Here is a 25,673-nt window from a genome sequence, read left to right on the forward strand (position 1 = left end):
TTCGCGGCCAGGACGGCCTCGATCCCCTCCGGTTTCCCCATACCACTGAAACGAATCACAGAGTTGGAAGCCACGACTTGTTTCCCGGCAACCCCTTAGTGCCGGCCGAGTATCGTGGCGGCCGATCCGGAGGCCGCGGTACCCCTCGTGGGCTCCGCGGGCCACGAACGAACCCCACCTCGGGGAGTGGGGTTCGTCGCCTTTTTCAGTTGCGGAGGACGCCGCGCGAGTCCCCGCTGCAGCAATACCGGGCCTCGCAGCGGACGGCTGGGAGCGACTCAAGAGTCGGATGCTCCACCAGGTTCCAAGGACACCCGTTGCGCCCCCGCCGGTCAGAAACGTGTTGCCGACATCTTGACCTTGTTCGAACCAGCGGCTTACGGTTCCCGCGTCCACGGTGATTGAAACGATTCAACATCCCTGTTTCAATCCCTGGTCACCATCACCACCAGGAACCAACTCCCTTTGGGGCGCAGTCATGCATGAACACTTCTCGCAGCGTGGCGGGATCTCACGCCGCTCGGTCCTGACCGCCGGACTGGCCGCCGGCACAGCGGCGGCCCTCTGGACCGCGTCCCCCGGCGCGCTCGCGTCGCCCGCCACCGGGAGCGGTCCCCGCGGCGACTGGTTCGCCGACCCCGCACGGTCGGTGCGCCCCAGATTCCGCTGGTGGTGGCCCGACGGCCTGGTCGACCCCGACGAGATCGCCCGCGAGATCGACCAGATCGCCGACGCCGGCTTCGGCGGGGTCGAGATCGCCGCGGTCCACCACAGCATCAAGGACAAGTCGGTGCTGGACACCGCTCGTCACGGCTGGGGCAGCAGACCGTGGCGGGACGGCGTCGAGGCCGCGCTGCGCCGCGCCGCGCGCCGCGGTGTCACCGTCGACCTCACCCTCGGCCCGAGCTGGCCCGTCGCCGTGCCCGGCGTCGTACCCGACGACGCGGCGGCGGCCAAGGAACTCGTCCACGGCCGGGTCGACCTGACCGCGGGCGCCGGCTACCGGGGCCCGGTGCCGCCGCCACTGCGCGAGGCCGCCGCCGGTGTCACCCGGCAGCGACTCCTCGCCGTGCAGGCCGCCCGGGTGGCACCCGCGAACTCCACGCGCAAGGAGACCGGGCTCGACCTGGCCAGCGTCCGCGACCTCACCGCCACCGTCACCGACGGCACACTGACCTGGACGGCACCCGACGACGGCGACTGGGTGCTGGTCTCGTACTGGCAGCGGGGTTCGGGGCAGCAGCCCGAGTCCGGCCCGCACTCCGATCCGGCCGCGTACGCCGTGGACCACCTTTCCGCGGACGGCACCGCCGCGGTCACCGAGTACTGGACGCGGCAGGTGCTGACGCCGAACCTGCGGCGGCTGCTGAAGGCGGCGGGCGGCACGTTCTTCGAGGACTCCGTGGAACTGGAGACCGACGGGCTGACCTGGACGCCGCTGCTGCCGGAGGCATTCGAGAAGCACACCGGCCGCCCGCTGCTGCCGTATCTGCCGGCGCTCGTCCTCGACAAGAGCAACCAGGTCTTCGCCTTCGAGGCCGAGGTGACGCGGCAGATCAGACACGACTTCTGGGAGACCGTCTCCGACCTGTTCAACCGCCATCATCTGCGGGCCCTGCGGGACTGGGCGCACTCGCTCGGCATGGGACTGCGCTCCCAGCCGTACGGCCTGCAGACCGACGCCATCGCGTCGGCCGCCATCCTGGACGTCTCCGAGGGCGAGTCGCTCGGCTTCAAGAACCTGGACGACTACCGCTGCCTGGCGGGCGGCCGGGACATGGCGGGGCACACGGTGCTGTCCTGCGAGGCGGGCGCGTACAACGGGTCCGCGTACAGCACGACATGGGACAGGTTCCTGCGCACCATGGGCGGCGCCTACGCGGCCGGCGTCAACCAGACCGTGGTGCACGGCTTCTCCTACGCGACCGCGCCGCAGGTGAGCTGGCCCGGCTTCGCCGCGTTCAGCCCGTATAACGGGACGCCCGGCTACGGCGAGTCCTGGGGGCCGCGGCAGCCCACCTGGCGGCACATCGAGGACATCTCCGGGTATCTCGCCCGGGTGCACGGGGTCCTGCAGTCCGGCACCGCCCGGGCGGACGTCGCCGTCTTCCGGCAGACCGGCTACACCGCCACCGGCATCGGCGCGTCCTGGCTCACCTCGACCGGCGTCCCGCTCGGCTGGACCCACCAGTTCCTCAGCGGCCCGCTGCTGGATCTGCCCTCCGCCACCGTGTCCGGCGGCCGGCTGGCGCCCGACGGGCCCGCGTACAAGGCGCTGTTCGTCGAGGGCGACTTCTTCTACGGCTCGACCCCCACGCTCGCGGAGCCGCACGCCCGCAAGCTGCTCGAACTGGCCCGGGCCGGCCTGCCGATCGTCCTGCTGGGCGCCTTCGACCAGGCGCTCACTCCGGGCGTGCCCGCCCCCGGCGAGACGGACCGGCTCCGCGGGATCCTGGCCAAGCTGCTCGCCCTGCCCCATGTGCTCCAGGTCGCCGACAAGACGGCGGTCGGGGACGCCCTCGCCCGGCTCGGCGTGACACCCGACGTGCGCTACGCCACCTCCTCCACGCTGCTGAACGCACACCGGGCCACCCCGGACGCGGACTACTACTACCTGTGCAACGGCAAGCACGCCGAGACGGTCAAGCCGCCCGTGGCGGCCATCGACCACGAGGTGACCCTGCGCGGCACGCGACGCGGCGCCACCGTGCCGTATCTCCTCGACCCCTGGACCGGCGAGGGCGTACGGCTCGCCCAGTACACCGAGGACGGCGACGACTTCACCCTGCGGGTCACGCTCCAGCCGGGGCAGGCGATGATCGTGGCGCTCGGGCGGCCCGGTCTGTTCGGCGACCGCAACGGGGCCCGCCCGCACGCCCTGGCCACGGACGCCGATGCGGTGCTGTTCACCCGGGGCGGGCTGGCCGTGCGGGCCACCAGCGCGGGCAGGTACACGACCCGGCTGTCCCGGGGCCGTACGGTCACCACGGTCGTCCCCGCCGTGCCCGCGCCGATCATCCCGGACCGCTGGCAGCTGGACGTCGAGGACTGGCGTCCCGGAGCCGATGCGACACGGACCGAGCGGGTGCGCCGCACGCTGACCCTCGACACCCTGCTGCCCTGGTCGCAGATCACCGAACTGGCGGACTGCGCCGGGGTGGGCCGGTACCGCACCACGGTCGTGCTGCCGGCCGGCTGGGACGCGTCCCACGGCGCGTTGCTGGAACTCGGGCAGGTCAGCGACACGTTCCGGGTGACCGTCAACGGCACGCGAACGGCACCGGTGGACCGCCTGCACCCGGTCGCCGACGTCGGGGCCCTGCTGCGGCGCGGTACGAACGTCATCGAGATCGAGGTGGCGACACCGCTCATCAACCGGCTGAGGGTGGTTCAGCCGGCCGTGTTCGGCGGCGTCGCACGGCAGGCCCACGGCCTCATGGGGCCCGTCCGTCTCGTGCCCCATGTGCAGGCGACCGTGGCCTGACCCCCGCGGGCGCACCCGGCACACCCGACACACCCGGCGGCACACATCGCCGCCGGGTGCTTCGGCGTGTTCCGACGGGGGACACACCCGCGTTGTGTATCGTCGCCCGCTTGAACGTTTCAACTCCCCGTGCACAGAAGCTGGATGATGTGCCGTCAACTGGCGGGCACCCGTCCGTCGTTCGGCGTGGGGACCCGGCCCCACCTGCCACTTTGCGTCATCAATCACCAACATGGGCAAGGGTCTTCGCGCTCGTCCTGTGAGAAACCTTGACGCCGACGGTGGCCACACCTAGCGTCTCCGGCGGAATGAAATAGAACGATTCAAAACCCCGCCACCGGACCTGCCCGAGCCGCGCGCACATCCGGTGCCCCGTCTGTCCGTCCGAAGGGAATCCGGCACGTGCCCGCACCGCGTGACACCTCCAGCCCGTCCCGCCGCCAGATCCTGTTCGCCGCGTCGGCCACGGCCGGCGCCACCGCCCTGTCGTCCACCTTCGGGTGGGCTCCTTCGGCCGCGGCCGCCGGCCGGCCGCCGGCCGGGGCGTCCGGCGCCGAACCGGTGCTCGCCCCCTTCGCGCTCGGATCGGTCCGGCTGCTCGACAGCCCGTTCCTGGACAACATGCGCCGGACCTGCGCCTATCTGCTCTTCGTCGACATCGACCGGCTGCTGCACACCTTCCGGCTGAACGTGGGGCTGCCGTCCGCGGCCCAGCCCTGCGGAGGGTGGGAGGCCCCGGACGTCCAACTGCGCGGTCACACCACCGGCCATCTGCTCAGCGCCCTGGCGCAGGCCCACGCGGGCACCGGCGACCGGGCCTACGCGGACAAGGCGGACGGCCTGGTGCGCGCGCTGGCCGAGTGCCAGGAGGCCGCCGAGCGGGCCGGATTCCACCGCGGCTACCTCTCCGCCTTCCCCGAGTCGGTGTTCGACCAGTTGGAGGCGGGCGGCAAGCCCTGGGCGCCGTACTACACCCTTCACAAGATCATGGCCGGGCTGCTCGACCAGTATCAGCTCAGCGGCAACCGGCAGGCGCTGACGGTCCTGCTGGAGATGGCCGCCTGGGTGGACGCGCGCACCGCACCGCTGTCCCACGAGCGGATGCAGACCGTGCTCAAGGTGGAGTTCGGCGGCATGAACGACGTCCTCGACCGGCTGCACCTGCTCACCGGCGACCCGGCCCATCTGCGCACCGCGCGGCGCTTCGACCACGAGGAGCTGTACGCGCCGCTCGCGGCGGGCCGCGACGAACTCGCCGGGCGCCACGCCAACACCGAGATAGCCAAGGTGGTCGGCGCGGTGCCCGCCTTCGAGGCCACGGGGGACCGGCGCTACCTGGACATCGCCGACACCTTCTGGACGGTGGTCGTACGGGACCATTCGTACGCCATCGGCGGCAACTCCAACCAGGAACTGTTCGGCCCGCCGGGTGAGATCGTCAGCCGGCTGTCGGAGGTGACCTGCGAGAACTGCAACAGCTACAACATGCTCAAGCTGGGCCGGCAGCTCTTCTGGCACCGCCCCTCGCGCGCCGCCTACATGGACCACTACGAGTGGACGCTCTACAACCAGATGCTCGGCGAGCAGGACCCCGACTCCGCACACGGCTTCGTGACCTACTACACCGGGCTGTGGGCGGGTTCGCGGCGGCAGCCCAAGGGCGGGCTCGGCGCGGCTCCCGGCAGCTACAGCGGCGACTACGACAACTTCTCCTGCGACCACGGGACCGGCCTGGAGACACACACCAAGTTCGCCGACAGCATCTACTTCCGCTCCCGGGACACCCGCGCCGCCGAGCTGTACGTCAACCTGTTCATCCCCTCCGAAGTACGCTGGCAAGAAACAGGAGTGACACTCCGTCAGGAGACGGGCCGCCCGGACTCGGACCGCGTCCGGATCACCGTCACCCAGGGAGCGGCGCGCTTCGCGCTGAAGATCCGCATCCCCGCCTGGGTGGCGGACAGCGGCAGTCCCGCCCGGCTCAAGGTGAACGGCCTCCGCGCCGGCGCGGACCCGCGGCCGGGGACGTACGCGACCATCCGGCGTCACTGGCGCACCGGAGACACCGTCGAACTCGTGCTGCCCCGCACCCCCGTCTGGCGCCCGGCGCCCGACAACCCGCAGGTGAAAACGGTGTCGTACGGGCCGCTCGTCCTGGCGGGCGAGTACGGCGACACCCCGCTCGCCGTGCCGCCCGTCATCCGCCCGGACACGCTGCGCCGCGTGCCCGGCGCGGCCACCGCGTTCACCGCCGTCGCCGACGGCCGGCCGGTGTCCCTGCGGCCGTTCCACGAGGTGCACCACCAGCGGTACAACGTGTACTGGTCGGTGACACCGAGGCAGGGCCGCGAACGGGACGTGGCACGCTATCCGTTGGACGAGGGCACGGGCACCTCGGCCGCCGACCGCACCGGCGCGTTCCCGAACGCCCTGCTCGCCCAGGGCGCCTCCTGGATCCGGGACGGCGCCTCCGACGCCGTGGCCCTGGACGGCGTGAGCGGCCATGTCGCCCTGCCCAAGGGCCTGCTGACCGGCCTGACGGAGCTGACCGTCAGTGTGCGTGTACGCGTCGACGCGCTCGCCGCCTCCGCCCGCGTCTTCGACTTCGGATTCCACAAGGAGACCTATCTGTTCCTCGCCGCGACCACCGGCGCAGGACGCGCCCGCGCCGCGCTGAAGATCGCCGGCATGGCCGCGGAGGACGTCGTCGACGCGGCGGGCCCGCTCCCGGTGGGCCGCTGGACCCATGTGGCCCTCACGCTCGGCGGCGGCACCGGCGTCCTCTACCTCGACGGCGTCGAAGCAGGCCGCAACCCGGCCATGGCCGCCGGTCCGCTGCTGCTCGGCACGACCAGCCGCAACTTCCTCGGCCGTTCGCAGAACACCACCCACCCCTACCTCAGGGGTGTGGTGCGCGACCTCCGGCTGCACAACCGGGCCCTGACCGCCGCCGAGGTGGCGCGACTCGCCGTCGGCTGACCGGCCTTCGGCCCCGCAACCCGCCCCGCCACGGCACGCCGCGCCGTGCCCTTCCGTACCTCCCGAGGAGTTCCCGCATGCCCGAACACGACCTGTCCAGACGCCGTTTCGTCGCCGCCGCCTCGGCCGGTACCGCGCTCGTGGCGGGGCTGCCCGGCCTCGCCCACGGCGCCGACGCAGGGCAGCCCCGGGACGGCGGTGGTACCCCCGGGTACCCGGCGCGGCACTTCGCCGATCCCCCCAGGGACAGCCGCCCCACCGTCTACTGGTACTGGAACGGGCCCGTCACCGCCGACCTGGTCGACCGCCAGCTCGCCGACCTGCGCTCCAAAGGCATGTACGAAGTCGTCCTGTTCCCGTTCGACAACGCCGAGATGCAACCCGTGTTCTTCACCGAGGAGTGGTTCGACATCGTCGGACACGTCCTGCGCACGGCGGAGCGGACCGGCATGCGGGTGTGGCTGTTCAACGACGACCACTTCCCGTCCGGCCGGGCCGGCGAGTACGTCGTCAAGGGCGGAACCGTCGGCTCCCGCACCTACGAGCCCCGCCCCGACCTGCGGTTGAAGGCACTGTGGCGGTCGACCACCGTCGTGTCCGGACCCGCCCGCGTCGATCTGCGCCGCACGACGGGCGTGGGAGTGGAGGCCGGCCGCCTGGTCGCCGACGCCGCGCTCCTCGACGGCGCCGCCGTGCTCCGCGACAGCGAAGGCTGGGGCGACTACACGCTCACCGCGGACGGCAAGGCCGACCACACGGCCGCCGGGGTCGTGGTGCGGGCCGCGCAGGACGGCCTCGACGGCTATGCGGTCACCTTCGACCAGACCGGCGTCGTCACCGTGCTGCGGCTCGCCCGCGGCGCCGAACCCGTCGAACTGCTGCGCAGCAGCCGGACCGACGGTTTCAACAAGACCAAGTTCCACACCCTCGCCGTCACCGTGCGCGGACCGCGCCTGTCCGTCACCCTGGACGGCAAGGACAAGGGCGGCGTCGACGACACCGGCCACCCCACCGGTGGCGCGGGTGTGCGGGCGGTCGGCGACCAGCGCGGCCTGTGGGACACCCTCGCCGTCACGGCGGCCGACGGCACCACGCTGTACAGGTCGGCCTTCGACGACCCGGCCGCCGCCGGGGACTTCCCCGAGCGTGCCCCGCTGGCCGCCGAGGCCGTCGCCGCCGCGGCCCGGCCCGCCGGCTCCGCGGACGCCACCGAGGCCGTCGACCTGACGGCGCAGCTCGCCGACGGCCACACCTGGCAGGTGCCCGCGGGCCGTTGGCAGATCGACCTGTTCGGCGGGGTGCCGCTCGTCGACGACTCCCAGGGCTACAGCCGCGGTTACCTCGACCTGCTCGACGAGGAACCCGTCGACCTCTTCCTGGACATCGTGCCGGGCGAGTACCACCGGCGCTTCGCCCGCTACTTCGGCACCGTCGTCCCCGGCTTCTGGGACGACGAGCCGTTCTTCGGCTCCGCCGAGGCCCACTTCAAACGGCTGCCGTGGTCACCCGCCTTGGACAGGGCGCTGCGCGCCGTGGGCGCCGCACCCGGCACCGCCTACGCCAGCGCCTTCGACGACCTGGGACGTGCGGGACGCATCGCCCGGGGCCGCTACTGGCAGGCCGTCTCCAACCGCTTCGCCCAGTACTTCCGCAAGCAGGCACAGTGGTACGAGCGCCGCGGCGTCGCCCTCATCACCAACCCGCTGTACGACGAGACGGCCCCCGCCAAGCGCATCCCCTCCACCGGCGACCTGCACAAGGTCAACCAGTGGGCGCACGTGCCCGGCGGTGACATCATCACCGCCGAGTACGTCGCCGGGCAGCCCACCATGATTCCCCGCAACCCGGCCACCGCCGCCCACCAGGCGGGCCGCGAACGGGCGTTGCTGGAGATGTTCGGCAACATGGGCTGGCAGGTCACACCCGGCTTCGTGCACGCGACCGTCGGGGCCCAGGCCGCCCGCGGCATCAACCTGACGGTGCTGCACGCCCTGTGGACCGACGAGAGCCGGGTGTACTTCCCGCCGCCGTTCGGCCCGCGCGCCCCCTGGTGGTGGGCCATGCGCCCGCTCGCCGAGTGGATCGGCCGGGTCATGGAGGCCGGGCGCGGCACATCCGGCGCGCGGACCGCCCTGCTGCAACCCCAGCGCGCCGCCGAGCAGTGGACCGGCACGGCCCGGCAGGGCGAGGTCGACGGCCCGCTCGCGGACGCCGCCTACGCCCTGGAACGCGCCCAGGTCGACTTCGACCTGCTCCACGAGGGCGCCCTCGGCGACGATCCGGACCTGCGCCACCGGGCCGATGCCCGCGGCGGCCGGCTCGCCGTCGGCGCGGCCCGCTACGACCTGGTGGTCGTCCCGCGGTCCCTGACCCTGGACGCGGCCGGAGTGCGCACCCTGCGGGAGTTCGTGCGCTCCGGTGGCACCGCCGTCGCCGTGGGCCCGTTCCCCGAGGACGCCGCGGACGGCAACGACCGCACCCTGACCCGCGCCCTGTCCGACCTGTTCGGGGACGCGCTGCCGGGCAGCCGTGCCCTGGGCGCCGGGCACGCCGTACGCGTGGCCGACGTCTCCGGTCTGCGCGCCGTCGCCCAGCGGGCCCAGGCGGCGGCCGCCGTGCTCGACCCCCCGCGGGACGCGATCCGGGTGCTGCGCGTGCACCGCGGCACGGACACCGCGTTCCTCCTCAACAACGAGAGCGGCGAGCCCGTCGAGACCGTGGCGACCCTCCCGGCCACCGGGGTGCCCGAACTGTGGGACCCGGCGACGGGAGACACCGGGCCCGCGCCGGTGTACCGCAGCACCGGGCGCGGACTGCACGTGCCGCTCGGCTTCGAGCCGTACCAGACCCGGATCGTCGTGGTCCGCCGCACCGGCCCCACCCCGCCGCACCTGACGCAGGCCACGCTGCCCGTGCTCGAAGTCGAGAGGGACGGCCACGCCCTGCGGGTGACGGCGGAGGCCGCCGCGCCCGGCGTCCACCGACTCACCGGCACCGACGGCGGCCACACCTACCACGGCACGGTACGCGTCGACGACCCGCTCGCACCGCTCACCCTGGACGACGACTGGACCCTCACCCTGGAACGCGACGGCGCGGCCCCCGTCACCGGCCCCCTCGGCAGCTGGACCGACGTGGACCGGCTGTTCTCCGGCAGCGGCACCTACCGCACCACCGTCGACGTCACGCCCTCGCTTCTGGCCGGGCGGCGGGTGCTGCTCGACCTCGGGGACGTACGCGACGTGGCGGCCGTCACCGTCAACGGCAGGGAACTCGGGCCGCTGCTGTGGGCACCCTTCGTCGCCGACGTCACCGGACTGCTCGCCCCGGGTCGCAACCGGCTCGACGTGCGCGTCTCCAACACCCTGTCCAACGAGCGCAACAAACCCCTGCCGTCCGGGCTGCTCGGCCCCGTCACGCTGCGCTTCAGGCGCCGGGTGACCGCCCGGCTCACCCGTGTCTGACCCGTCCGGCCCCCGACGCCACCCGTAGGAGCACCATGCACAGATCCCGCGTACCCGGCGGCCCCCGGCGCCGCCTGCCCCTGCTGACCGCCGCGCTCACGGCCTTCGCGACCGTGCTGGCCGGCGCCGTGAGCGCCGACGCCACCACGGCCACCGGCGCGCTCGCCGCGAGCCTGCTGCGCACCCAGCACCTCGATGGGGCCCTCGGCATCGACGACACCACCCCCTCGCTCAGCTGGCGGACCACCGCCCGCACCGCGAACGTCCTCCAGTCCGCCTACCGGGTCCAGGCCGCCACCAGCCCGCAGCGGCTGCGCGCGGGCCGGCCCGACCTGTGGGACTCCGGAAAGGTCCGCTCGGCCACCCCGGAGACCACCTACGCCGGCCGGGCACTCGGCTCCCGCACCCGCGTGTACTGGCGGGTCATGCTGTGGTCGCAGCACGGGACCCGGGGATCGGCCTGGAGCGAGACCGCCGTCTTCGAGACCGGACTGACCCGGCGGTCCGACTGGAACGCCGACTGGATCACCCACCCCGACTGGCAGCTGAGCCGGCGCACCGTCCAGCCGGTCGTGGTCGACGTGCCGCGCACCACCGCCCGTTACCTGCGCCTGGACGTCACCCGGCTCGGCCTGCCGCTCGCCGAGGACTTCCCCGCCCGCACCTGGCGCCTGCAACTCGGCGAGATCGACGTCCGCGACTCCGTCACCGCCGCCACGGGCCTCGCCAAGGGCGCCGCGGTCACCGCGTCGGAGAGCAACACCGTCCGCAAGACCTGGGAACCCGCCCTCGCCGTCGACGGGCTGCCCAACAGCGCACTGCAGACCGCGGCCGGATACTCCAGCGCCGCGCACCCCGGCCCCGACGTCGCCGACACCCCCGTCATCCTCACCCTGGACCTGAAGACGGCGAAGACCTTCGACCAGGTGGCGCTCTACCCGCGCGCCGACGTCCTCACCGACGACGGCCGCGTCCCCGGCTTCCCCGTCGACTACGCGCTCGCCGGCGCGGACGATCCGTCCGGACCTTTCACCCCGCTCGCCCACGTCACCGGCCAGCGCCCGCCCGAGCCCTACCTGCCGTCCGGACTGCCGCTGCTCGCCGACGACTTCACCCTCCCGCGCGCGGTGCGCAGCGCCCGTCTCTACATCGCGGGACTCGGTGTCTACGACGCCACGATCAACGGCGAACCGGTCGGCGACGCCGTCCTGGAACCCGCCAACACCGACTACGCCGACCGCGTCCAGTACGCCACCTACGACGTCACCGACCGGCTGCGGACCGGCGCCAACACCATCGGTGTGGCCCTCGGCAACGGCATGTCCAACGTCGTCAGCACCGCCGACCGCTACCGCAAGCTGTACGGCAACCTCAGCGACCCCAAGCTGATCGCCCGGCTCGAAGTGACCCTGGCCGACGGCAGCGTCCGCACCGTCACCAGCGGCGACGACTGGCGCACCACGCTCGGACCCACCACCTCGTCCAACTGGTACGGAGGCGAGGACTACGACGCGCGCCGGGAGATCCCGCGCTGGGACGAGCCGCGCGGCGACCGCCACGACTGGCGCCGCGCCGTGACCGTGCCGGGACCGGGCGGCACGGAGCGGCCGGCCCAGCTCAGCGCCCGGGAGACCGAGCCGATCCGGGTCGTGGAGACCCTCACGGGCAAGGAGGTCGACGGCGCGGACGGCAGCCGCGTCTTCGACCTCGGGCGCAACATCGCCGGCTGGCCGGAGATCACCGTCACCGCGCCCGCCGGCACCGAGATCCGCGTCTACCCGGCCGAAAGCCTCAAGGCCGGCCACGCCTTCCAGTCCATCAGCAACGTCGGCGCCCCGCTGTGGGACAGTTACACCGCGCGCGGCGACCGCACCGAGACCTGGCATCCGCGGTTCAGCTACCACGGCTTCCGCTACCTGGAACTCAAGGGCGTCCCCCAGGGCGCCACGGTCACCGTACGGGGCAGGGTCCTGCGCACGGACAACGCGTCCGCCGGCACCTTCACCACCTCCGACCCGCTGGTCAACGACATCCACGGGCTGATCCGGCGGGCGATCGAGGGCAACATGATGAGCGTCCTCACCGACTGCCCCAGCCGGGAGAAGCTGGGCTGGCTTGAACAGGACCAGCTGGTCTTTCCCGCGCTCGCCGGGAACTACGACATGCAGGCACACCTCCGCAAGATCGTCCGGGACATGGCCGACGCGCAGACCGCGGACGGCCTGGTGCCCAGCACCGTGCCGGAGTACACGAACCTGCCCGGCGCCTACCGCAACGACGCCAACTGGGGCGGCGCCTTCGTGCTCGTGCCCTGGCAGCTGTACACCACCTACGGCGACCGGTCCACGCTGAGCACGTACTACCCGCGCATGCGGCAGTACGCGGCCTTCCTGGAGAACCAGGTCTCGGGCGGCATCCTGGACTACGGCCTCGGCGACTGGTTCACCCCCGACCGCACCTTCCCGCGCGCGGTGGCCGGTACCTATGGCTACTGGCGGGTCGTGGACACCCTCGGCCGGATCGCCACCGTCCTCGGCGACCGGGCGGCGGCCGAGGAGTACCGGGCGAAGGCCGACGCGAGCGCGAAGGCGCTCGCCGCCAAGTACTACGACACCGCCACCGGCACCTTCGGGGGCGGCGGGCAGGGCGCCGAGGCCCTGGCACTCGACATGGGCGCCTACCCGGCGGGGGAGCGGGACCGTCTGCTCGGCCACTTCACGACGTCCGTACGGGACGCGGGAGACCATCTGGTGCTCGGCGAGATATCCCTGCCGGCCGCCTTCCGCGTGCTGTCCACGGCGGGCCGGGACGACATCGTCTGGCGGATCGCCACCCAGACGACCAGCCCCAGCTACGGCTACCAGGTCCGCGCCGGCAACACGACGCTGGGCGAATCCTGGGACGGCGGCCCCGGCCAGTCGCAGAACCACTTCATGCTCGGCGCCATCGACGGATGGTTCACCGGCAAGGTCGCGGGCATCGGGCAGACGGCCGACTCGGTCGGCTACGCGAAGCTGCTCATCGATCCCGCGGTCGAGGGCGACATGACGTCCGCCTCCGGCTCGTACACCACCCCGTACGGTGTGGCGCGCACCGACTGGCGGCGGGACTCCGGCCGCTTCCGGCTGACCGTGGACGTACCCGCGGGCAGCACGGCGGAGATCCACGTCCCGGCGGACGCGGGCCACGCCGACGCTCCCCGCGGCGCACGCCTGCTGCGCACCGAGGGCTCGGAGGCGGTGTACGCGGTGGGCTCCGGCCGCTGGACCTTCCACTCGGCACTGACCCGGTCCTGACCCTTCTTCACGGCACCTCTTCACGGGCCGGCGCCCGCCCGGCCGCCGCACGGGACACGAGTCGCCGAGCGCGGCGCGTGGACCTAGCGTGTGAGGCGTACGGACGCTCTCCCATGACCGGGAAGCCCGCCGGCCCCGCGGGCCGCGCCGGCGCCGGCCCCAGGAGGAGGAGAACCATGGCCAAGGGTGACGACATCAACATGGAGAAGACGGTCCAGGAGTGGACGGACCGCCTGGTCAGCGAACAGGGCACGGCGATGGACCGGGAGCACGCCCGCCAGTTCGTCAGCGGCATCTACCACTCGGCCCAGGAGGACCTGCTCAACCGCAATGCCCAGGCGGAGTACGAACGGGAGGAGTGACTCCCGGGCCTTGCGCGGGGCGGTTCCGGGTGCCTTCGGCGCCCGGGGCCGCTCCTGCCACGTGTCCCCGTCGACGGCGCGGGCGGTTTCTGCCGGGGCCGCTCAGTCCAGCGGGATCTCGGTCGTCCGGGAGGGAACGGCGTCGAGGGCGGCGAGCGTCGCGTCGTCCAGCCGGACCGTGCCCGCCGCGATGTTCTCCTCCAGGTGACCGGTGTCCGCGGTACCGGGGATGAGCAGGACGTTCTCGGCGTGCCGCAGCAGCCAGGCCAGGCCGACCTGGGACGCGGTGCGGCCCAGCGACCGCGCGGCGTCGCGCACGGCCGGCTCGTCGGTCACCTTCGGCATGCCGGGGAACGCGCCGCCGAGCGGGAAGAACGGAACCCAGGCGATGCCCTCGGCCGCGCACAGCCGGAGCATGTCCTCATCGACGCGGCTCACCAGGCTGTAGGCGTTCTGCACACAGACGATGCCCGCCGGGACCGCCCGGCGCAGCACGTCGTAGCTGACGCCGCTCAGCCCGATCGCGCCGATCTTGCCCTCGTCGCGCAGCCCGGTCAGCACCGCGAGCTGGTCGTCCAGGTCGACCGCCTGGTCGCCCTCGGCCCGCAGCCCAGGGCCGGCGTCCAGGCGCCGCAGGTTCACGACCGGGATCCGCTCGGCGCCGAGGGCGGTGAGGTTGGCCTCCACGCTCGCCCGCAGCTGCTCGGGCCGCTGCGCGGGCCGCAGCGGCAGGGGGCCGTCCGGATCGGGGTCGGCGCCGACCTTGCTGACGACGACGACCTCGTCCTGCGGGCGGATCGCCTCGCGGATCAGGTCGTTGACGAATCCGTTGCCGTAGAACTGGGCGGTGTCGATGTGGTCGACGCCCAGCTCGACCGCGCGGCGCAGCAGCGCGACGCCGGCCTTGCGGTCGCCGTGCAGGCGTTCCAGCTGCATGGCCCCGTACCCGATGCGGGAGACGGTGCGGCCGGCCAGCGGGCCGGGGCCGCCGGGGCGCGGGGCGCCGCCGGCCGTGACGTCGATGGAAGGGGTGTCGGCAGAGGTCATGGGAGAACCGTCCCCGTGCGATGATGGGTGAAGCGGAGGATCCTCCGCTTGTCTGACCGTAACACAACCGGAGGTTCCTCCGCTTTGACTCCGCCGGAACCGGTGCCCACGGGCGCCCGAGCCGATCGGCCGGCCGACGCCGGCCGCCCCGTCCGCGCCGACGCACGCCGCAACCGCGACAAGCTGATCGACGCCGCTCGGGCCGCCTTCGCGGCCAGCGACGACACCGTCGCGCTGGAAGCGATCGCGCGCGCGGCCGGCGTCGGCATCGGCACGCTCTACCGCAACTTCCCCACCCGCGAGGCACTGGTCGAAGCCGTCTACGCCGCCGAACTGGACGACGTGGCCACGAGCGCGCCCGCGCTGCTCGACGCGTTCCCGCCCGAAGTGGCCCTGCGCGCCTGGATGGACCGCTACGCGGCGTTCGTCGTCACCAAGCGCGGCATGCTCGACACGCTCCGCGCGGGCTGGGCCTCAGGACGCATCGCGACCTCCGCCACCAGGGAGCGCATCACCGGCGCGCTCGGCACACTCCTGGCGGCCGGCGCCCGCACGGGCACGCTCCGCGCGGACGTGGCTCCCGAGGACGCCACGCTGATGCTCCTCGGCGTCTTCCTGGCCACAGCGAACGACGCCACCCCCGCCCAGACCACCCGCCTACTCGACCTATTGACCGACGCCCTGAAGTCCAGCGCCCCGAAGGGGCGCGGGGAACTGCGCGCTCAACCACGACGGCGCAGCAGTTGACCGACGACCCTTAGCCGGCAGCGCCCCAAAGGGGCGCGGGGAACTGCGCGACCAGCCACGACGCAGCCGCAGCTGACCGACGACCTCCCGCAGGCAGCACCCCGCAGGCAGCACCCTGCAGGCAGCACCCCGCAGGGGCCCGCGGGGAACTGCGCGACCAGCCACGACGCAGCCGCAGCCGACTGACGGCGTGTCACGGCCCTTCGCGCGGAGCGCCCCGCGCGGAGCGCCCAGGTACTTGGATGCCATAGTGGGCGATCTTGCGGTACACAGTCGCGCGGCTCATGCCGAGACGTTCGGCCGCCTGGGCCACGGTGACCGTGGGATCGGTCAGGCACCGCACGATCTCGTCCCGTTCCAGACGTTCCAGACGGCTGAGCCGGCGGCCCGGGTCGGTGAACACCTCGGCGGGCAGGTGCTGGACGTCGATGGTGTCCGTGCGGGACGCGGCCTCACGCACCACGCGCCGCAACTGCCGTGCGTTCTCCGGCCACTGATGGGCCGTCAGCGCCCGCCCCGCGGCGGCCGTGAACGCGATGGCCCGGCCGCGGTGACGGCGCGCGAACAGATGCGCGAGCGGCAGGATGTCGTCGGGACGCACGCGCAGCGCCGGCACCTCCACCACGGCGCCCACCAGGTGCCGCAGCGCCTCGGGGATCAGGTCGTACGCCTCGGCGGTGAACACGAACGGCTGCGGCGAGGGCAGCGGCGCCGCGACGGCCGGGCGCCGGGCGGCCGTCAGCACCTCGGCGAGCCGGCCGGCCGCCGGTGCCGGGAGCGAGTCCACCGCCTCCAGCACCACACACGTGTCGTCCTTGGCCAGCTCCGGAGCCCACAGGCTCAGCCACGGCTCGACATCGGTGTCGCTCGGCGGCCGGACACCGAGCAGCCGCTCCCTGGGCCGGGCCGCCCGGCGCGCGAGGCAGGCCAGCGCGGTCTTGCCCGCCCCGGGCTCGCCCACGACGGCGACGACGTCACCGGCGACCATCGCGGCCTCGGCCCGGTCGACCGCATGCGTCCAGCGCGGCGACAGCGGCTCCACCGCCTCCTGCTCCGCCGCGCTCGCGGTCTGCACCCGGAACACCTCACCGCGTGGCGCGGACCGCGCCATGCGCCCGCCGCCGCGCCCCCGGGCCTGCATGAGCGCCGCCGTGTTGCCCGCCGCGGCCTGCGCCAGCGCCAGCAGCAGCGCCGAGGAGGCGTCGGACCAGGTGGTCAGGTTGACGCTGCCGGCCACGTCGCCCGTCGCCGGATCCAGCACCGGAACGGCCGCACAGGTGAATCCGCGAAGGTCGCAGCAGTAGTGCTCGTCGGCCCGTACGAGGGAGGGCGCCCGGTCGGCGAGCGCGAGGCCGAGCCCGTTGGTGCCCACGTTCTGCTCGGCGAAGTAGAAACCGGGCGCCAGATGGACCCGGTCCAGGGCCCGGTCGACCGCGAGATCGTCCGACATCCGGCACAGGACCAGCCCGTCACCACCTGTGATCATCATGCTGACCGGTTCGTTGGCCAGGGTCGCCCGCAGCCCCTGCAGCACCTCACGGCCGCACTCGAACAGCAGCGACTCCGTGTCGACGGAGCCCGTGAACACGGGCTGTACACGGTCGGCCGCCACACCGTAGCGCCGGCTGCGCTGCCAGGACGCGCGCAACCGCGGCGCGAGGGCGTCGATCCCGCCGCCGTCTGCCGGCCGGGCCGTGTGGACGCCGCGCGGTCCGCTCATCGCGCCGTCCACCGAAACTCGTCCATCGAAACCTCCACAGGCCGCGTCCTTGCGTCTGCTCGGCCAGCCTAGGTCCGGCGGCCCGGAAGGGCACATGGCCGGGCGTCTCAAAGTGAGACACGCGCCGTCTCCCCGCGCCGCGACGTGCTGCCTAGCGTCCACAGCAGACCCGCCCCGCCGGTACGGACATGGAGGCCGCACATGTACGCCAAGGACGGCGAAACCTACTTCATCGTGGACGCACACATAGCGCTCTGGGACGCCCGCCCCGAGAACCAGCTCAACATCCACGGCAAGCAGTTCATCGACTGCTTCTACGACTACCACCGCAACCTCAGCCCGGAATCGGAGCTGTGGCCGTACGAGGAGTACCTGTACTACGGCGGCGAACGCCTGATGAAGGACCTGTTCACCGACGGTCACGTCGACCACGCCATCTTCCAGCCCGCACGGCTGGGCGCCTTCTACCGCAACGGCTTCGGTCAGACCGAGGAGGCGTTCGCTCTCGCCCTGCAGCACCCCGACAAGCTCACCTACAACCACTGCTGGGACCCCCGGTTCGCCGAGGGCGGGCTCGACCAACTGCGCCGTGACGCCGAACGTTTCCAGTTGAAGGGCGTCAAGCTGTACACCGCCGAGTGGTTCGGCGACTCCCGCGGCTACCGGCTCGACGACCCCTGGTCGTACCGCTATCTGGAGACGGCCCAGGAACTGGGCATCAGGAACATCCACATCCACAAGGGCCCCACCATCCGCCCGCTGGACCGCGACGCGTTCGACGTCGCCGACGTCGACAAGGTGGCCACGGACTTCCCCGAGCTGAACTTCGTCGTCGAGCACTGCGGGCTGCCCCGCCTTGAGGACTTCTGCTGGATCGCCACCCAGGAGCCGAACGTGCACGCCGGACTGGCCGTCGCGATGCCGTTCATCCACACCAGGCCCCGCTACTTCGCCCAGATCATCGGCGAGTTGCTGTACTGGCTGGACGAGGACCGCATCCAGTTCTCCAGCGACTACGCGCTGTGGACGCCCCGCTGGCTGGTGGAGCGGTTCGTCGACTTCCAGATCCCCGCGGACATGACCGAGTACCCGCCGCTCACCGTGGCGCAGAAGAAGAAGATCCTCGGGCTGAACGCGGCGGCCATGTACGACATCCCGGTGCCCGCCCAGTGCGCCCTGCCCGAACCGGCGGGGGTGTGAGATGACACCCGACACCCTGGAGCACCGGGCGTACCGGGCCCTTGACCAGGTGTTCGACCCCGAACTCGACGAACCCGTCACCGACCTCGGATTCGTCCGGTCCCTGACCGCCGACGGCGCGGGACGGCTGACCGTCCACCTCCGGCTGCCCACCTCCTTCTGCGCGCCCAACTTCGCCTACCTGATGGCCGCCGACGCCAAGGACGTCCTGACCGCGCTGCCCGGCGTCACGGCGGTCACGGTGCTCCTCGACGACCACCACGACTCCGAGACCATCAACCGCGGCCTGGCCGCGGACGCCGGCTACCGCGGCACCTTCGGGCCCGAGGCCGAGCAGGACCTGGAGGAACTGCGCCGCACCTTCCGGCGCAAGGCACACGCGGCGGCGATGGAACGGGCCCTGACCCGGCTGCTGCGCGCCCGCCCCGGCCTGTCCGAGCAGGCGCTGTACGGCATCGTGCTCGGCGACCTGCCCGATGACGACGCCACCCGCGCCCTGCTGCGGCGGCGCGCGGCGGCCGGGCTCGGTGTCGCCCCGACCGACGCCGTCCTCGTGGACGACGACGGGCGCCGCCCGGCGCCCGCGGAGATCCCGCTGCGCCTGCGCCGCGCCCGGTCCACCCGGATCTCCGTCGACGGCAACGCCCATTTCTGCCGGGGGCTGCTGCGCACCCGCTACCCGGACTCGTCGGCCGACCAGGCACCCCGCGCCTGGGACGCCACCCGCCCCCAGCACTCCGCGGACCTCCCGGAGGCTCCGGTGTGTTCCGACTCGGTGAAGGAGAACGTCTCGTGAAGGCAGTACAGGTCGTCGGCTACCATCAGAACCTCCGCATGACGGATGTGCCCGTACCCGAGGCGACCGGCCCCCACGACGTCGTCGTGAGGATCGGCGGCGCCGGAGTGTGCCGCACCGACCTCCACATCCTCCAGGGACAGTGGGCCGAGAAGAGCGGGGTCGCCCTGCCGTACACCATCGGGCACGAGAACGCCGGCTGGGTGCACGCGGTCGGCAGCGCGGTCGGCAACGTCGCCGAGGGCGACAAGGTCATCGTGCACCCCCTCGTCACCTGCGGGCTCTGCCCGGCCTGCCGCCTGGGCGACGACGTCCACTGCGAGCAGAGCCGGTTCCCCGGGATCGACACGGACGGCGGCTACGCCGAATACCTCAAGACGTCGGCGCGCAGCGTGGTACGGATCGACGACTCCCTGGAGCCGGCCGACGTCGCCGCGCTGGCCGACGCCGGACTGACCGCGTACCACGCCGTCGCCAAGGCGGCCCGGAAGCTGCGGCCCGGGCACCGCTGCGTCGTCATCGGCGCGGGCGGCCTCGGCCACATCGGCGTGCAGGTGCTGCGCGCGCTCACCGCCGCCGAGATCGTCGTGGTCGACCGCAACGCCGACGCGGTCAAGCTCGCCGCCGACGTCGGCGCCGACCACGGGATCGTCGCCGACGGCAGCCATGTCGCCGCCGTCCTCGACCTCACCGGCGGGAAGGGCGCCGAGACCGTGATCGACTTCGTCGGCGAGGCGGGCGCGACGCGCGACGGAGTGGCGATGCTGCGCCGCGCCGGTGACTACCACGTCGTCGGCTACGGCGAGAACATCGACGTACCCACCATCGACATCATCTCGGCGGAGATCAACTTCATCGGCAACCTCGTCGGTTCGTACACCGACCTGAGCGAGCTGATGGTCCTCGCCGCGCAGGGACATGTGCGTCTGCACACCCGGAAGTACGCCCTGGACGACTTCCAGACCGCCCTGGACGACCTGGACGCCGGACGGGTCAGGGGCCGCGCGATCCTCGTCCCCTGACCGGGGCACCGCCGCCCGGCACCACCGGGCGGCGGTGCCGGGCCGTGGGGGGACACCCCGCCCTGATGGCTAGAGTGAGGGCGGTGAGCGGACATATGACCCGGAAGCTGCGCTCCGACGCCCGGGACAACCGGGACCGCATCCTCGCCGTGGCCCGTGAGGTCTTCGCGACCGAGGGCCTCGATGCGCCGATGCGGGAGATCGCCCGGCGGGCCGAGGTCGGCGCGGCGACCCTCTACCGGCGGTTCCCGACGAAGGAGGCGCTGGTCACGGCGGCCTTCGCGGAACAGATGGCCGTGTGTACGGCGATCCTCGACGAGGGTCTTGCCGCGGCCGACGCCTGGGCGGGTTTCTGCCTGGTGATCGAGAAACTGCTGGCGACGCACGCCGTCGACCGTGGTGTGACCGCGGCCCTCATGGCCCGGTTCCCCCACGCTTTCGCGTTCGGCGCCGAGCGCGACCGGGCGCTGCGCTCGCTCCTGGAGCTGATCCGGCGCGCGAAGGAGTCGGGGGAGCTGCGGCCGGACTTCGTCCTGGACGACTTCGTTCTGGTGGTGATGGCCAACGGAGGCATCCACGCCGGTTCCCCCGCCGCCGCGGTGGCGGCCTCCCGTCGCTTCGCGGCACTGATGATCCAGTCCTTCCGGGCCAGGCCCGAGGCGGTGGCCCCGCTCCCACCGGCCGTCCGGCTGCCCCTGCGGGTCCGCGGACACACACCGGCCGCGCCGCGCCGGCGCGAGCATTCCTACGGCACCCAGCGGTAGACCAGCACCTTGTTGAACAGGTCCTCCTCCACGGTGACCAGGTACTCACCCGTGGAGCGCCGGACCGCCGAGACGCCGTAGGGGATGTCGACCCATCCCGTACGGTCCACCCCGCCGACGGTGCCGTCCGGTTCCCAACTGCCCACGGCGGCGCCGTTGTCGGCCCGCCAGGCCCAGACCTTGCCGCGGGTCTGGACGCCCACGCTGAAGACGTAGTCGCCCGCCCAGGCGAGGCTCACGGTGGTCACCGCCGGTGTGGCCGCGGTGTCCCAGGGCAGCGGGACGGTCCAGGTGGGTGTGCGGTTGCCGGTGCTCCAACGGTCGTAGCGGGCGAGGACCTTGCCCGCCTCCTTCCAGTACGCGTTCTCGAACGGCGCGGCGGGTGTGTACCCGGCCATATACATGACGTCGGTGGCCGGGTCGTAGCGCAGCCGGCGGACGGTGGTGAAGGGCGCGGGCAGCGGGATCGTCACCATGCTCGCATAGTCGTAGACCGGGTTGCCGTGCGTGTCGAAGCCCCGCAGCGGGTAGCGCCGCAGATCGCGGTCCCCGCCCTCCCAGATGTCTCCGGCGGTGTCGACGAACCACACCCAGCAGTTGCCGGGGGAGTTGAGACCGGTGCCCGGCTGGAGGTATTCGCCGACCTCGAACGCGCCGTTCCCGCTCATGTCGCGCCAGATCCACTGGCCCTGCGCGGGCTGGTACGGCGGCCAGCTCGGGTCGTCGCCGCTCCAGTGCTGCTTGAAGAACGCCCCGGAGGGTTTCGCGATCTCACCGTCGAAGCGGTAGATGAGCAGATGCGAGCAGTACATGCCCGTGAGGTACATGTACAGGGAGCCGTTCAGACGCACCAGGAACGGTGAGGCGGCATGATGCTGATGCCCCGTCAGGAACAGCCGGGCGTCCTGCGGATACTTCACCGAGTCCAGTGAGTAGCCGCGCCAGGCCGCGTCCTTGCCCGGCGGCTTGCCGACGTCGAGGCGGTAGTGACACTGCTTGGTGTAGACGTCCAGCCCGTCGGACTGCGGGTCGAAGTCGGCACTGTCGACGAACGCGCTCCCCATGAGCTGCCAGACCAGGGTGCCGGAGGAGTCGAACTTGCGGATCCACGACCCGAATTCGCACAGGGCGACATACACGTTGCCGGCCGAGTCGGCGCCGACCCCGCTGATGCCGAAGAACTTGTCGGAGAGGTTCCGGCCCGGGGTGCCCGCCCCGATGCCGCCGGCCTGGCCCAGGCTGCGGGTCAGCACCGGCGTCCCGGACAGGTTGCCGTAGGTGTGGACCTGACGCAGCGGGCCGTTGTCGCCGACCAGCAGGTCCCCGTGGACGTCGATGGCCAGTGAGGTCGGGATCCAGTCCTTCGACGGCCCGCTGATGGTTCCCGGGAGCGCGCCGCCGGTGCTGGAGAAGTGCAGGATCCGGGCCGGCCGTGCCGGGTCGACATGCCAGAAGTGTCCGTCGTTGGTGTCCCGGGTGATGTTCTCGACGACCCAGATGCCCCCGGCGGCGTCGATGGCCACGGCGCCGGGCTGGTTGACGCTCCAGCTGCGCTGCAGCGCTCCGGTGGCCGCGTCGAAGACCTTCACCTGGCCTGCCGCCCGGTCGGTGGCCACCACCTGGGTCGCCGAGGCCGCCGCCGCGGCCGGCGGGCTGCCCACGGGGAACGTCAGTGAGGTGCCGGTGCCGTTCAGGTTGAACCGCGTCAGGCCGTTGCCGACGGACAGATACGCGTACGACCCGTTGACGGCCACCGCGTCTCCCTTGGCGCCCTTGCAGTTGCCGACGAGACGGCCGTCCTTGTAGATGCCCGCGTAGTTGCCGCCCTCGTCCCAGAAACTGACGGTGTAGACAGTGCCGTCGGCGGCGACCGCGATGTCGAAGACGAAGTCCTGCATCCACTCGGTGGCACCCGAGAAGGAGTTCCCGATCCAGGACGTGACGACGCCGGACGTGCCGGCGGCCTGGGAGAGGTCCGCCCCCGCCGCGGTGAGGCCGCCCCGTGCGGTGCCCGGCGCCGCCGCCGCGCCGCCGGCGCTCTGCGCGGTGAACACACCGGCCAGCCCCACGGCGAGCGCGGCGTTCCCGCCGTAGGCGAGCGCCTGACGGCGGGTGACCGCACTGTCCGCGGATGAGGTGAGGTTCCGGTCCGGCTTCCTGTCGCTCATGATCAGGGTCCTTTGTTCGGCGAGCCGCTTCCGGCTGATCAGAGGTAAGTGACCGTTCACGTGACTGAGTTGAAGCTAGAACCCGCCGAGCGACGCGTCAATCCATGTGCACCGCCTTCCCTTTGGGCGACCGTGATTCCTAAGATGGGCCTGAGATCAAGTGAGCGATCACGGACAGGACGTACGCGTGCCCCAACGGCCGACCCTGCGCACCGTCGCCGCCGAGGCGGGCGTCTCCCACCAGACGGTCTCCCGGGTGGTGAACGGCGACCCCACGGTCACCGACGGCGTCCGCGGCAAGGTGCTCGACGCCATGCGCCGGCTCGACTACCGGCCGAGCGCGGGCGCCCGCGCCCTGGCGAGCGGGCGCACCGAGGTCATCGGCGTCGTCCTGCCGCACAACCCCGACTTCGCGTTCTCCAACGACCATCTGATCCGCCTGGTCGGCGGCGCCGACCAGGAACTGGCCGCCCGCGGGTACGGCATGCTGCTGTCCACCCGGGAGGTGCCCGACGACGCGGCCTCCGCCCACCGCCGCTTCACCCGGCGCCGCCAGGTCGACGGCCTGCTGGTGGAGGCCGGGGTCGGCGGCGAGGCACTGCCCGCGCTGCGGTGGGCCGGCTATCCCACGGTCGTCATCGGCTACACCGACGAACACCTGCACTGCGTCCACCCCGACGACGAGGGCGGCGCCTACGCGGTCGTCCAGCATCTGCTCGCCCTCGGGCACCGCCGGATCGGCGTCGTGGGCGGACCGCCGGAGAACCGGCTCGCCATGGCCGCCCGGCTGCGCGGGCTGCGCCGTGCCTTCGCCGACGCGCGCCGCGCGGTCCCCGACGACCTGATGGAACACGGCGACTTCACCGCCGCGTCCGGCCATGCGGCCGCCGGACGGCTGATGTCCCGGCCCGAGCCGCCCACCGCGATCTTCGCGTTCAACGACGGCATGGCGTTCGGGGCGCTGCGCAGGCTCCGGGAGGACGGCCGGGCCGTGCCCGGCGAGGTCTCGGTCGCCGGCTTCGACGACACCACCGCAGCGGAACTCGTCGACCCGCCGCTGACCAGCGTCAGCCCGCACAGCGTCGACGTGGGGCGGCGCGCGGCACAGATCCTGCTCGACATCCTGGCCGGTCACCCGCCGACGCAGCGCGAGAACGTCGTACCGAGCACATTGAAGGTGCGCGCCTCGACGGCCCCGCCCCCGCAGGCCAACTGACCTCGGCGCCGGACGCGGACCCGGCGGAGCGGGGGCCCGCCATGGCGTAGGGTGACCTTCGCGGCCCCGGCGGCTGTGCCCTCGCCCAGCGGGCGGCCTCGGCAGCCTCTCGGCGCCGTGCCGCCGAGAGGAGCGTTCCGTCCATGACCACACCGAGGCCGAACACCGCCAGGCCACGGCGCCCCACGATGGTCGATGTCGCACGCGAGGCAGGTGTCAGCCTCAAGACGGTCTCGCGCGTGGTCAACGGTGTCTCCACCGTCGACCCGGAACTGGCGGAGCGGGTGCTGGCCGCGGTGGCCCGGCTGGGGTTCCGCCGCAACAACATGGCCCGGGACCTGCGCTCCCGCAGCACCTCGGCGACGGTCGGACTGCTCATCGAGGATCTGGCCAACCCGTTCTACGCGGGCATCGCGGCGGCCGTGGAGCAGTGCGCCCTGGAGAACGACACGCTGCTGATCACGGCCAGTTCGGAGGAGGACGCCGAACGGGAACGCCGGCTCCTGCTGCGGATGTGCGAGAACCGGGTGGACGGGCTGCTGATCGTCCCGGCGGGCAGCACCGCCGACCACGCCTATCTGCGCGCCGAGATAGAGATGGGCACGCCGGCCGTGTTCCTCGACCGCCCGCCCACGAACCTGCGCGCCGACACCGTGCTCATCGACAACGAGGCGGGCGCGCGGGCCGCGATCGAACACCTGGTGGCCCGCGGGCACGAGCGGATCGGTGTGCTGTCGGACTGGCTGACCATCCAGCCCATGGCGCAGCGCCTGTCGGCCGCCGAGGAGGCCCTTGAACGGGGCGGGCTGCCCTACCGGCCCGACCTGATCCGGTACGGCCTGCACACCCTGGCTCAGACCGAGGCGGCCATCGTGGAGATGTTCGCCGGACCCGAGCCGCCGACCGCCCTGTTCGCGCTCAACAACCGGATCACGCTGGGCGCGCTCGGCGCGCTGAACCGGCTCGGGCGGGACGTGGCCGTGATCGGCTTCGACGACTTCGAGACCGCCGGTCTGATGGCCCGTCCGCTCACCGTCGTGTCGTACGACGTCCGTGCCATCGGAAGGATCGGCGCGGAACTGCTCTTCAAGCGGATAGCGGGCGACACGTCCCGGCCGCAGACGGTCGTGATCCCCACGACGCTGGTCGAGCGCGGCAGTTCCGGCGCACCCGCGGCGGGTTGATCCACTTCGGGCCGGTGACACGGAGCTTGTCCAAGCCCTAGGCAACGTTGTCCCGGATGGCTATGGTTCACGACTGGCCCCCGCAGCACGGCACGGCGGGCTGCTCGCCGGTGTGATCCGGCACGTCCACCTCGTCGCCATCAGCCCACCGGGGAGCCCTCTGGGCGACGAGGCAACGTTGTCTCGACTCGGGCTGTGTCCCTGACCCGCACCTCGGAGAGGAA

The 25,673-nt window shown here is 72.5% G+C and carries 15 protein-coding genes; 12 read left to right on the plus strand and 3 right to left on the minus strand.

The window, feature by feature from the left end; genetic code table 11:
* The first annotated feature begins 478 nt into the window (after positions 1-478).
* From ACIRFL_RS21420 to ACIRFL_RS21440, 5 genes are all read left to right on the plus strand, one after another.
* The gene (locus ACIRFL_RS21420) at positions 479-3,484 is read left to right on the plus strand and encodes a glycosyl hydrolase (protein ID WP_404030502.1); all 3,006 of its coding nucleotides are present in this window, start codon (positions 479-481) and stop codon (positions 3,482-3,484) included.
* Between the two features lie 402 nt (positions 3,485-3,886).
* Positions 3,887-6,463: a beta-L-arabinofuranosidase domain-containing protein gene (locus ACIRFL_RS21425; protein ID WP_404030505.1), complete on the plus strand. Its 2,577-nt coding sequence runs from the start codon at positions 3,887-3,889 to the stop codon at positions 6,461-6,463.
* 77 nt (positions 6,464-6,540) lie between these two features.
* On the plus strand, positions 6,541-9,927 hold the full coding sequence (locus ACIRFL_RS21430) for a glycosylhydrolase-like jelly roll fold domain-containing protein (RefSeq protein ID WP_404030507.1): 3,387 nt from the start codon (positions 6,541-6,543) through the stop codon (positions 9,925-9,927).
* A 35-nt stretch (positions 9,928-9,962) separates the two neighbouring features.
* Positions 9,963-13,223, plus strand: a complete 3,261-nt coding sequence (locus ACIRFL_RS21435; RefSeq protein WP_404030510.1) for a family 78 glycoside hydrolase catalytic domain — start codon at positions 9,963-9,965, stop codon at positions 13,221-13,223.
* Between the two features lie 176 nt (positions 13,224-13,399).
* Positions 13,400-13,585 carry a hypothetical protein gene (locus ACIRFL_RS21440; protein ID WP_404030512.1) on the plus strand — a complete coding sequence of 62 codons (186 nt, stop codon included), beginning with the start codon at positions 13,400-13,402 and terminating at the stop codon, positions 13,583-13,585.
* A gap of 102 nt (positions 13,586-13,687) precedes the next feature.
* On the opposite strand, the gene ACIRFL_RS21445 is transcribed toward ACIRFL_RS21440, so the two are convergent.
* Positions 13,688-14,632 carry an aldo/keto reductase gene (locus ACIRFL_RS21445; protein WP_404030515.1) on the minus strand — a complete coding sequence of 315 codons (945 nt, stop codon included), beginning with the start codon at positions 14,630-14,632 and terminating at the stop codon, positions 13,688-13,690.
* An 84-nt stretch (positions 14,633-14,716) separates the two neighbouring features.
* Between ACIRFL_RS21445 and ACIRFL_RS21450 the strand changes: the two genes are divergently transcribed.
* Positions 14,717-15,379, plus strand: a complete 663-nt coding sequence (locus tag ACIRFL_RS21450) for a TetR/AcrR family transcriptional regulator (RefSeq protein WP_404030517.1) — start codon at positions 14,717-14,719, stop codon at positions 15,377-15,379.
* Between the two features lie 193 nt (positions 15,380-15,572).
* Here ACIRFL_RS21450 and ACIRFL_RS21455 read toward each other — a convergent pair whose 3' ends face one another.
* Entirely contained in the window at positions 15,573-17,099 is a 1,527-nt protein-coding gene (locus tag ACIRFL_RS21455) for a helix-turn-helix domain-containing protein (RefSeq protein WP_404030520.1), read from the minus strand.
* Between the two features lie 201 nt (positions 17,100-17,300).
* Between ACIRFL_RS21455 and ACIRFL_RS21460 the strand changes: the two genes are divergently transcribed.
* The 4 genes from ACIRFL_RS21460 (at position 17,301) to ACIRFL_RS21475 (ending at position 20,881) form a co-directional block, all read left to right on the plus strand.
* Entirely contained in the window at positions 17,301-18,299 is a 999-nt protein-coding gene (locus ACIRFL_RS21460; RefSeq protein ID WP_404030524.1) for an amidohydrolase family protein, read from the plus strand.
* 1 nt (position 18,300) lies between these two features.
* On the plus strand, positions 18,301-19,095 hold the full coding sequence (locus ACIRFL_RS21465) for a metal-sulfur cluster assembly factor (RefSeq protein WP_404030527.1): 795 nt from the start codon (positions 18,301-18,303) through the stop codon (positions 19,093-19,095).
* Positions 19,092-20,117 (plus strand): NAD(P)-dependent alcohol dehydrogenase, encoded by a 1,026-nt coding sequence (locus tag ACIRFL_RS21470; protein ID WP_404030530.1) that lies wholly within the window; start codon positions 19,092-19,094, stop codon positions 20,115-20,117. Before ACIRFL_RS21465 ends, ACIRFL_RS21470 begins: the two co-directional genes overlap by 4 nt.
* Positions 20,118-20,212: 95 nt before the next feature.
* On the plus strand, positions 20,213-20,881 hold the full coding sequence (locus ACIRFL_RS21475; RefSeq protein WP_404030728.1) for a TetR/AcrR family transcriptional regulator: 669 nt from the start codon (positions 20,213-20,215) through the stop codon (positions 20,879-20,881).
* On the opposite strand, the gene ACIRFL_RS21480 is transcribed toward ACIRFL_RS21475, so the two are convergent.
* Positions 20,863-23,049 carry a hypothetical protein gene (locus ACIRFL_RS21480; protein WP_404030536.1) on the minus strand — a complete coding sequence of 729 codons (2,187 nt, stop codon included), beginning with the start codon at positions 23,047-23,049 and terminating at the stop codon, positions 20,863-20,865. The two genes, ACIRFL_RS21475 and ACIRFL_RS21480, sit on opposite strands and share 19 nt — an antisense overlap.
* A 187-nt stretch (positions 23,050-23,236) precedes the next feature.
* Between ACIRFL_RS21480 and ACIRFL_RS21485 the strand changes: the two genes are divergently transcribed.
* Together ACIRFL_RS21485 and ACIRFL_RS21490 are read left to right on the plus strand one after the other, a co-directional pair.
* Positions 23,237-24,265: a LacI family DNA-binding transcriptional regulator gene (locus ACIRFL_RS21485; protein ID WP_404030538.1), complete on the plus strand. Its 1,029-nt coding sequence runs from the start codon at positions 23,237-23,239 to the stop codon at positions 24,263-24,265.
* Positions 24,266-24,408: 143 nt separating this feature from the next.
* Positions 24,409-25,449, plus strand: a complete 1,041-nt coding sequence (locus tag ACIRFL_RS21490) for a LacI family DNA-binding transcriptional regulator (RefSeq protein WP_404030541.1) — start codon at positions 24,409-24,411, stop codon at positions 25,447-25,449.
* The last annotated feature ends 224 nt before the right edge of the window (positions 25,450-25,673 follow it).

Source organism: Streptomyces sp. NPDC102462, assembly GCF_044765425.1.
GTDB lineage: Bacteria > Actinomycetota > Actinomycetes > Streptomycetales > Streptomycetaceae > Streptomyces.

Coding starts and splice junctions, on each gene's coding strand:
- ACIRFL_RS21420 (WP_404030502.1), top strand. CDS start 479: ATGCATGAACACTTCTCGCAGCGTGGCGGGATCTCACGCCGCTCGGTC.
- ACIRFL_RS21435 (WP_404030510.1), top strand. CDS start 9,963: ATGCACAGATCCCGCGTACCCGGCGGCCCCCGGCGCCGCCTGCCCCTG.
- ACIRFL_RS21480 (WP_404030536.1), bottom strand. CDS start 23,049: ATGAGCGACAGGAAGCCGGACCGGAACCTCACCTCATCCGCGGACAGT.
- ACIRFL_RS21445 (WP_404030515.1), bottom strand. CDS start 14,632: ATGACCTCTGCCGACACCCCTTCCATCGACGTCACGGCCGGCGGCGCC.
- ACIRFL_RS21430 (WP_404030507.1), top strand. CDS start 6,541: ATGCCCGAACACGACCTGTCCAGACGCCGTTTCGTCGCCGCCGCCTCG.
- ACIRFL_RS21455 (WP_404030520.1), bottom strand. CDS start 17,099: ATGAGCGGACCGCGCGGCGTCCACACGGCCCGGCCGGCAGACGGCGGC.
- ACIRFL_RS21465 (WP_404030527.1), top strand. CDS start 18,301: ATGACACCCGACACCCTGGAGCACCGGGCGTACCGGGCCCTTGACCAG.
- ACIRFL_RS21440 (WP_404030512.1), top strand. CDS start 13,400: ATGGCCAAGGGTGACGACATCAACATGGAGAAGACGGTCCAGGAGTGG.
- ACIRFL_RS21490 (WP_404030541.1), top strand. CDS start 24,409: ATGACCACACCGAGGCCGAACACCGCCAGGCCACGGCGCCCCACGATG.
- ACIRFL_RS21475 (WP_404030728.1), top strand. CDS start 20,213: ATGACCCGGAAGCTGCGCTCCGACGCCCGGGACAACCGGGACCGCATC.
- ACIRFL_RS21460 (WP_404030524.1), top strand. CDS start 17,301: ATGTACGCCAAGGACGGCGAAACCTACTTCATCGTGGACGCACACATA.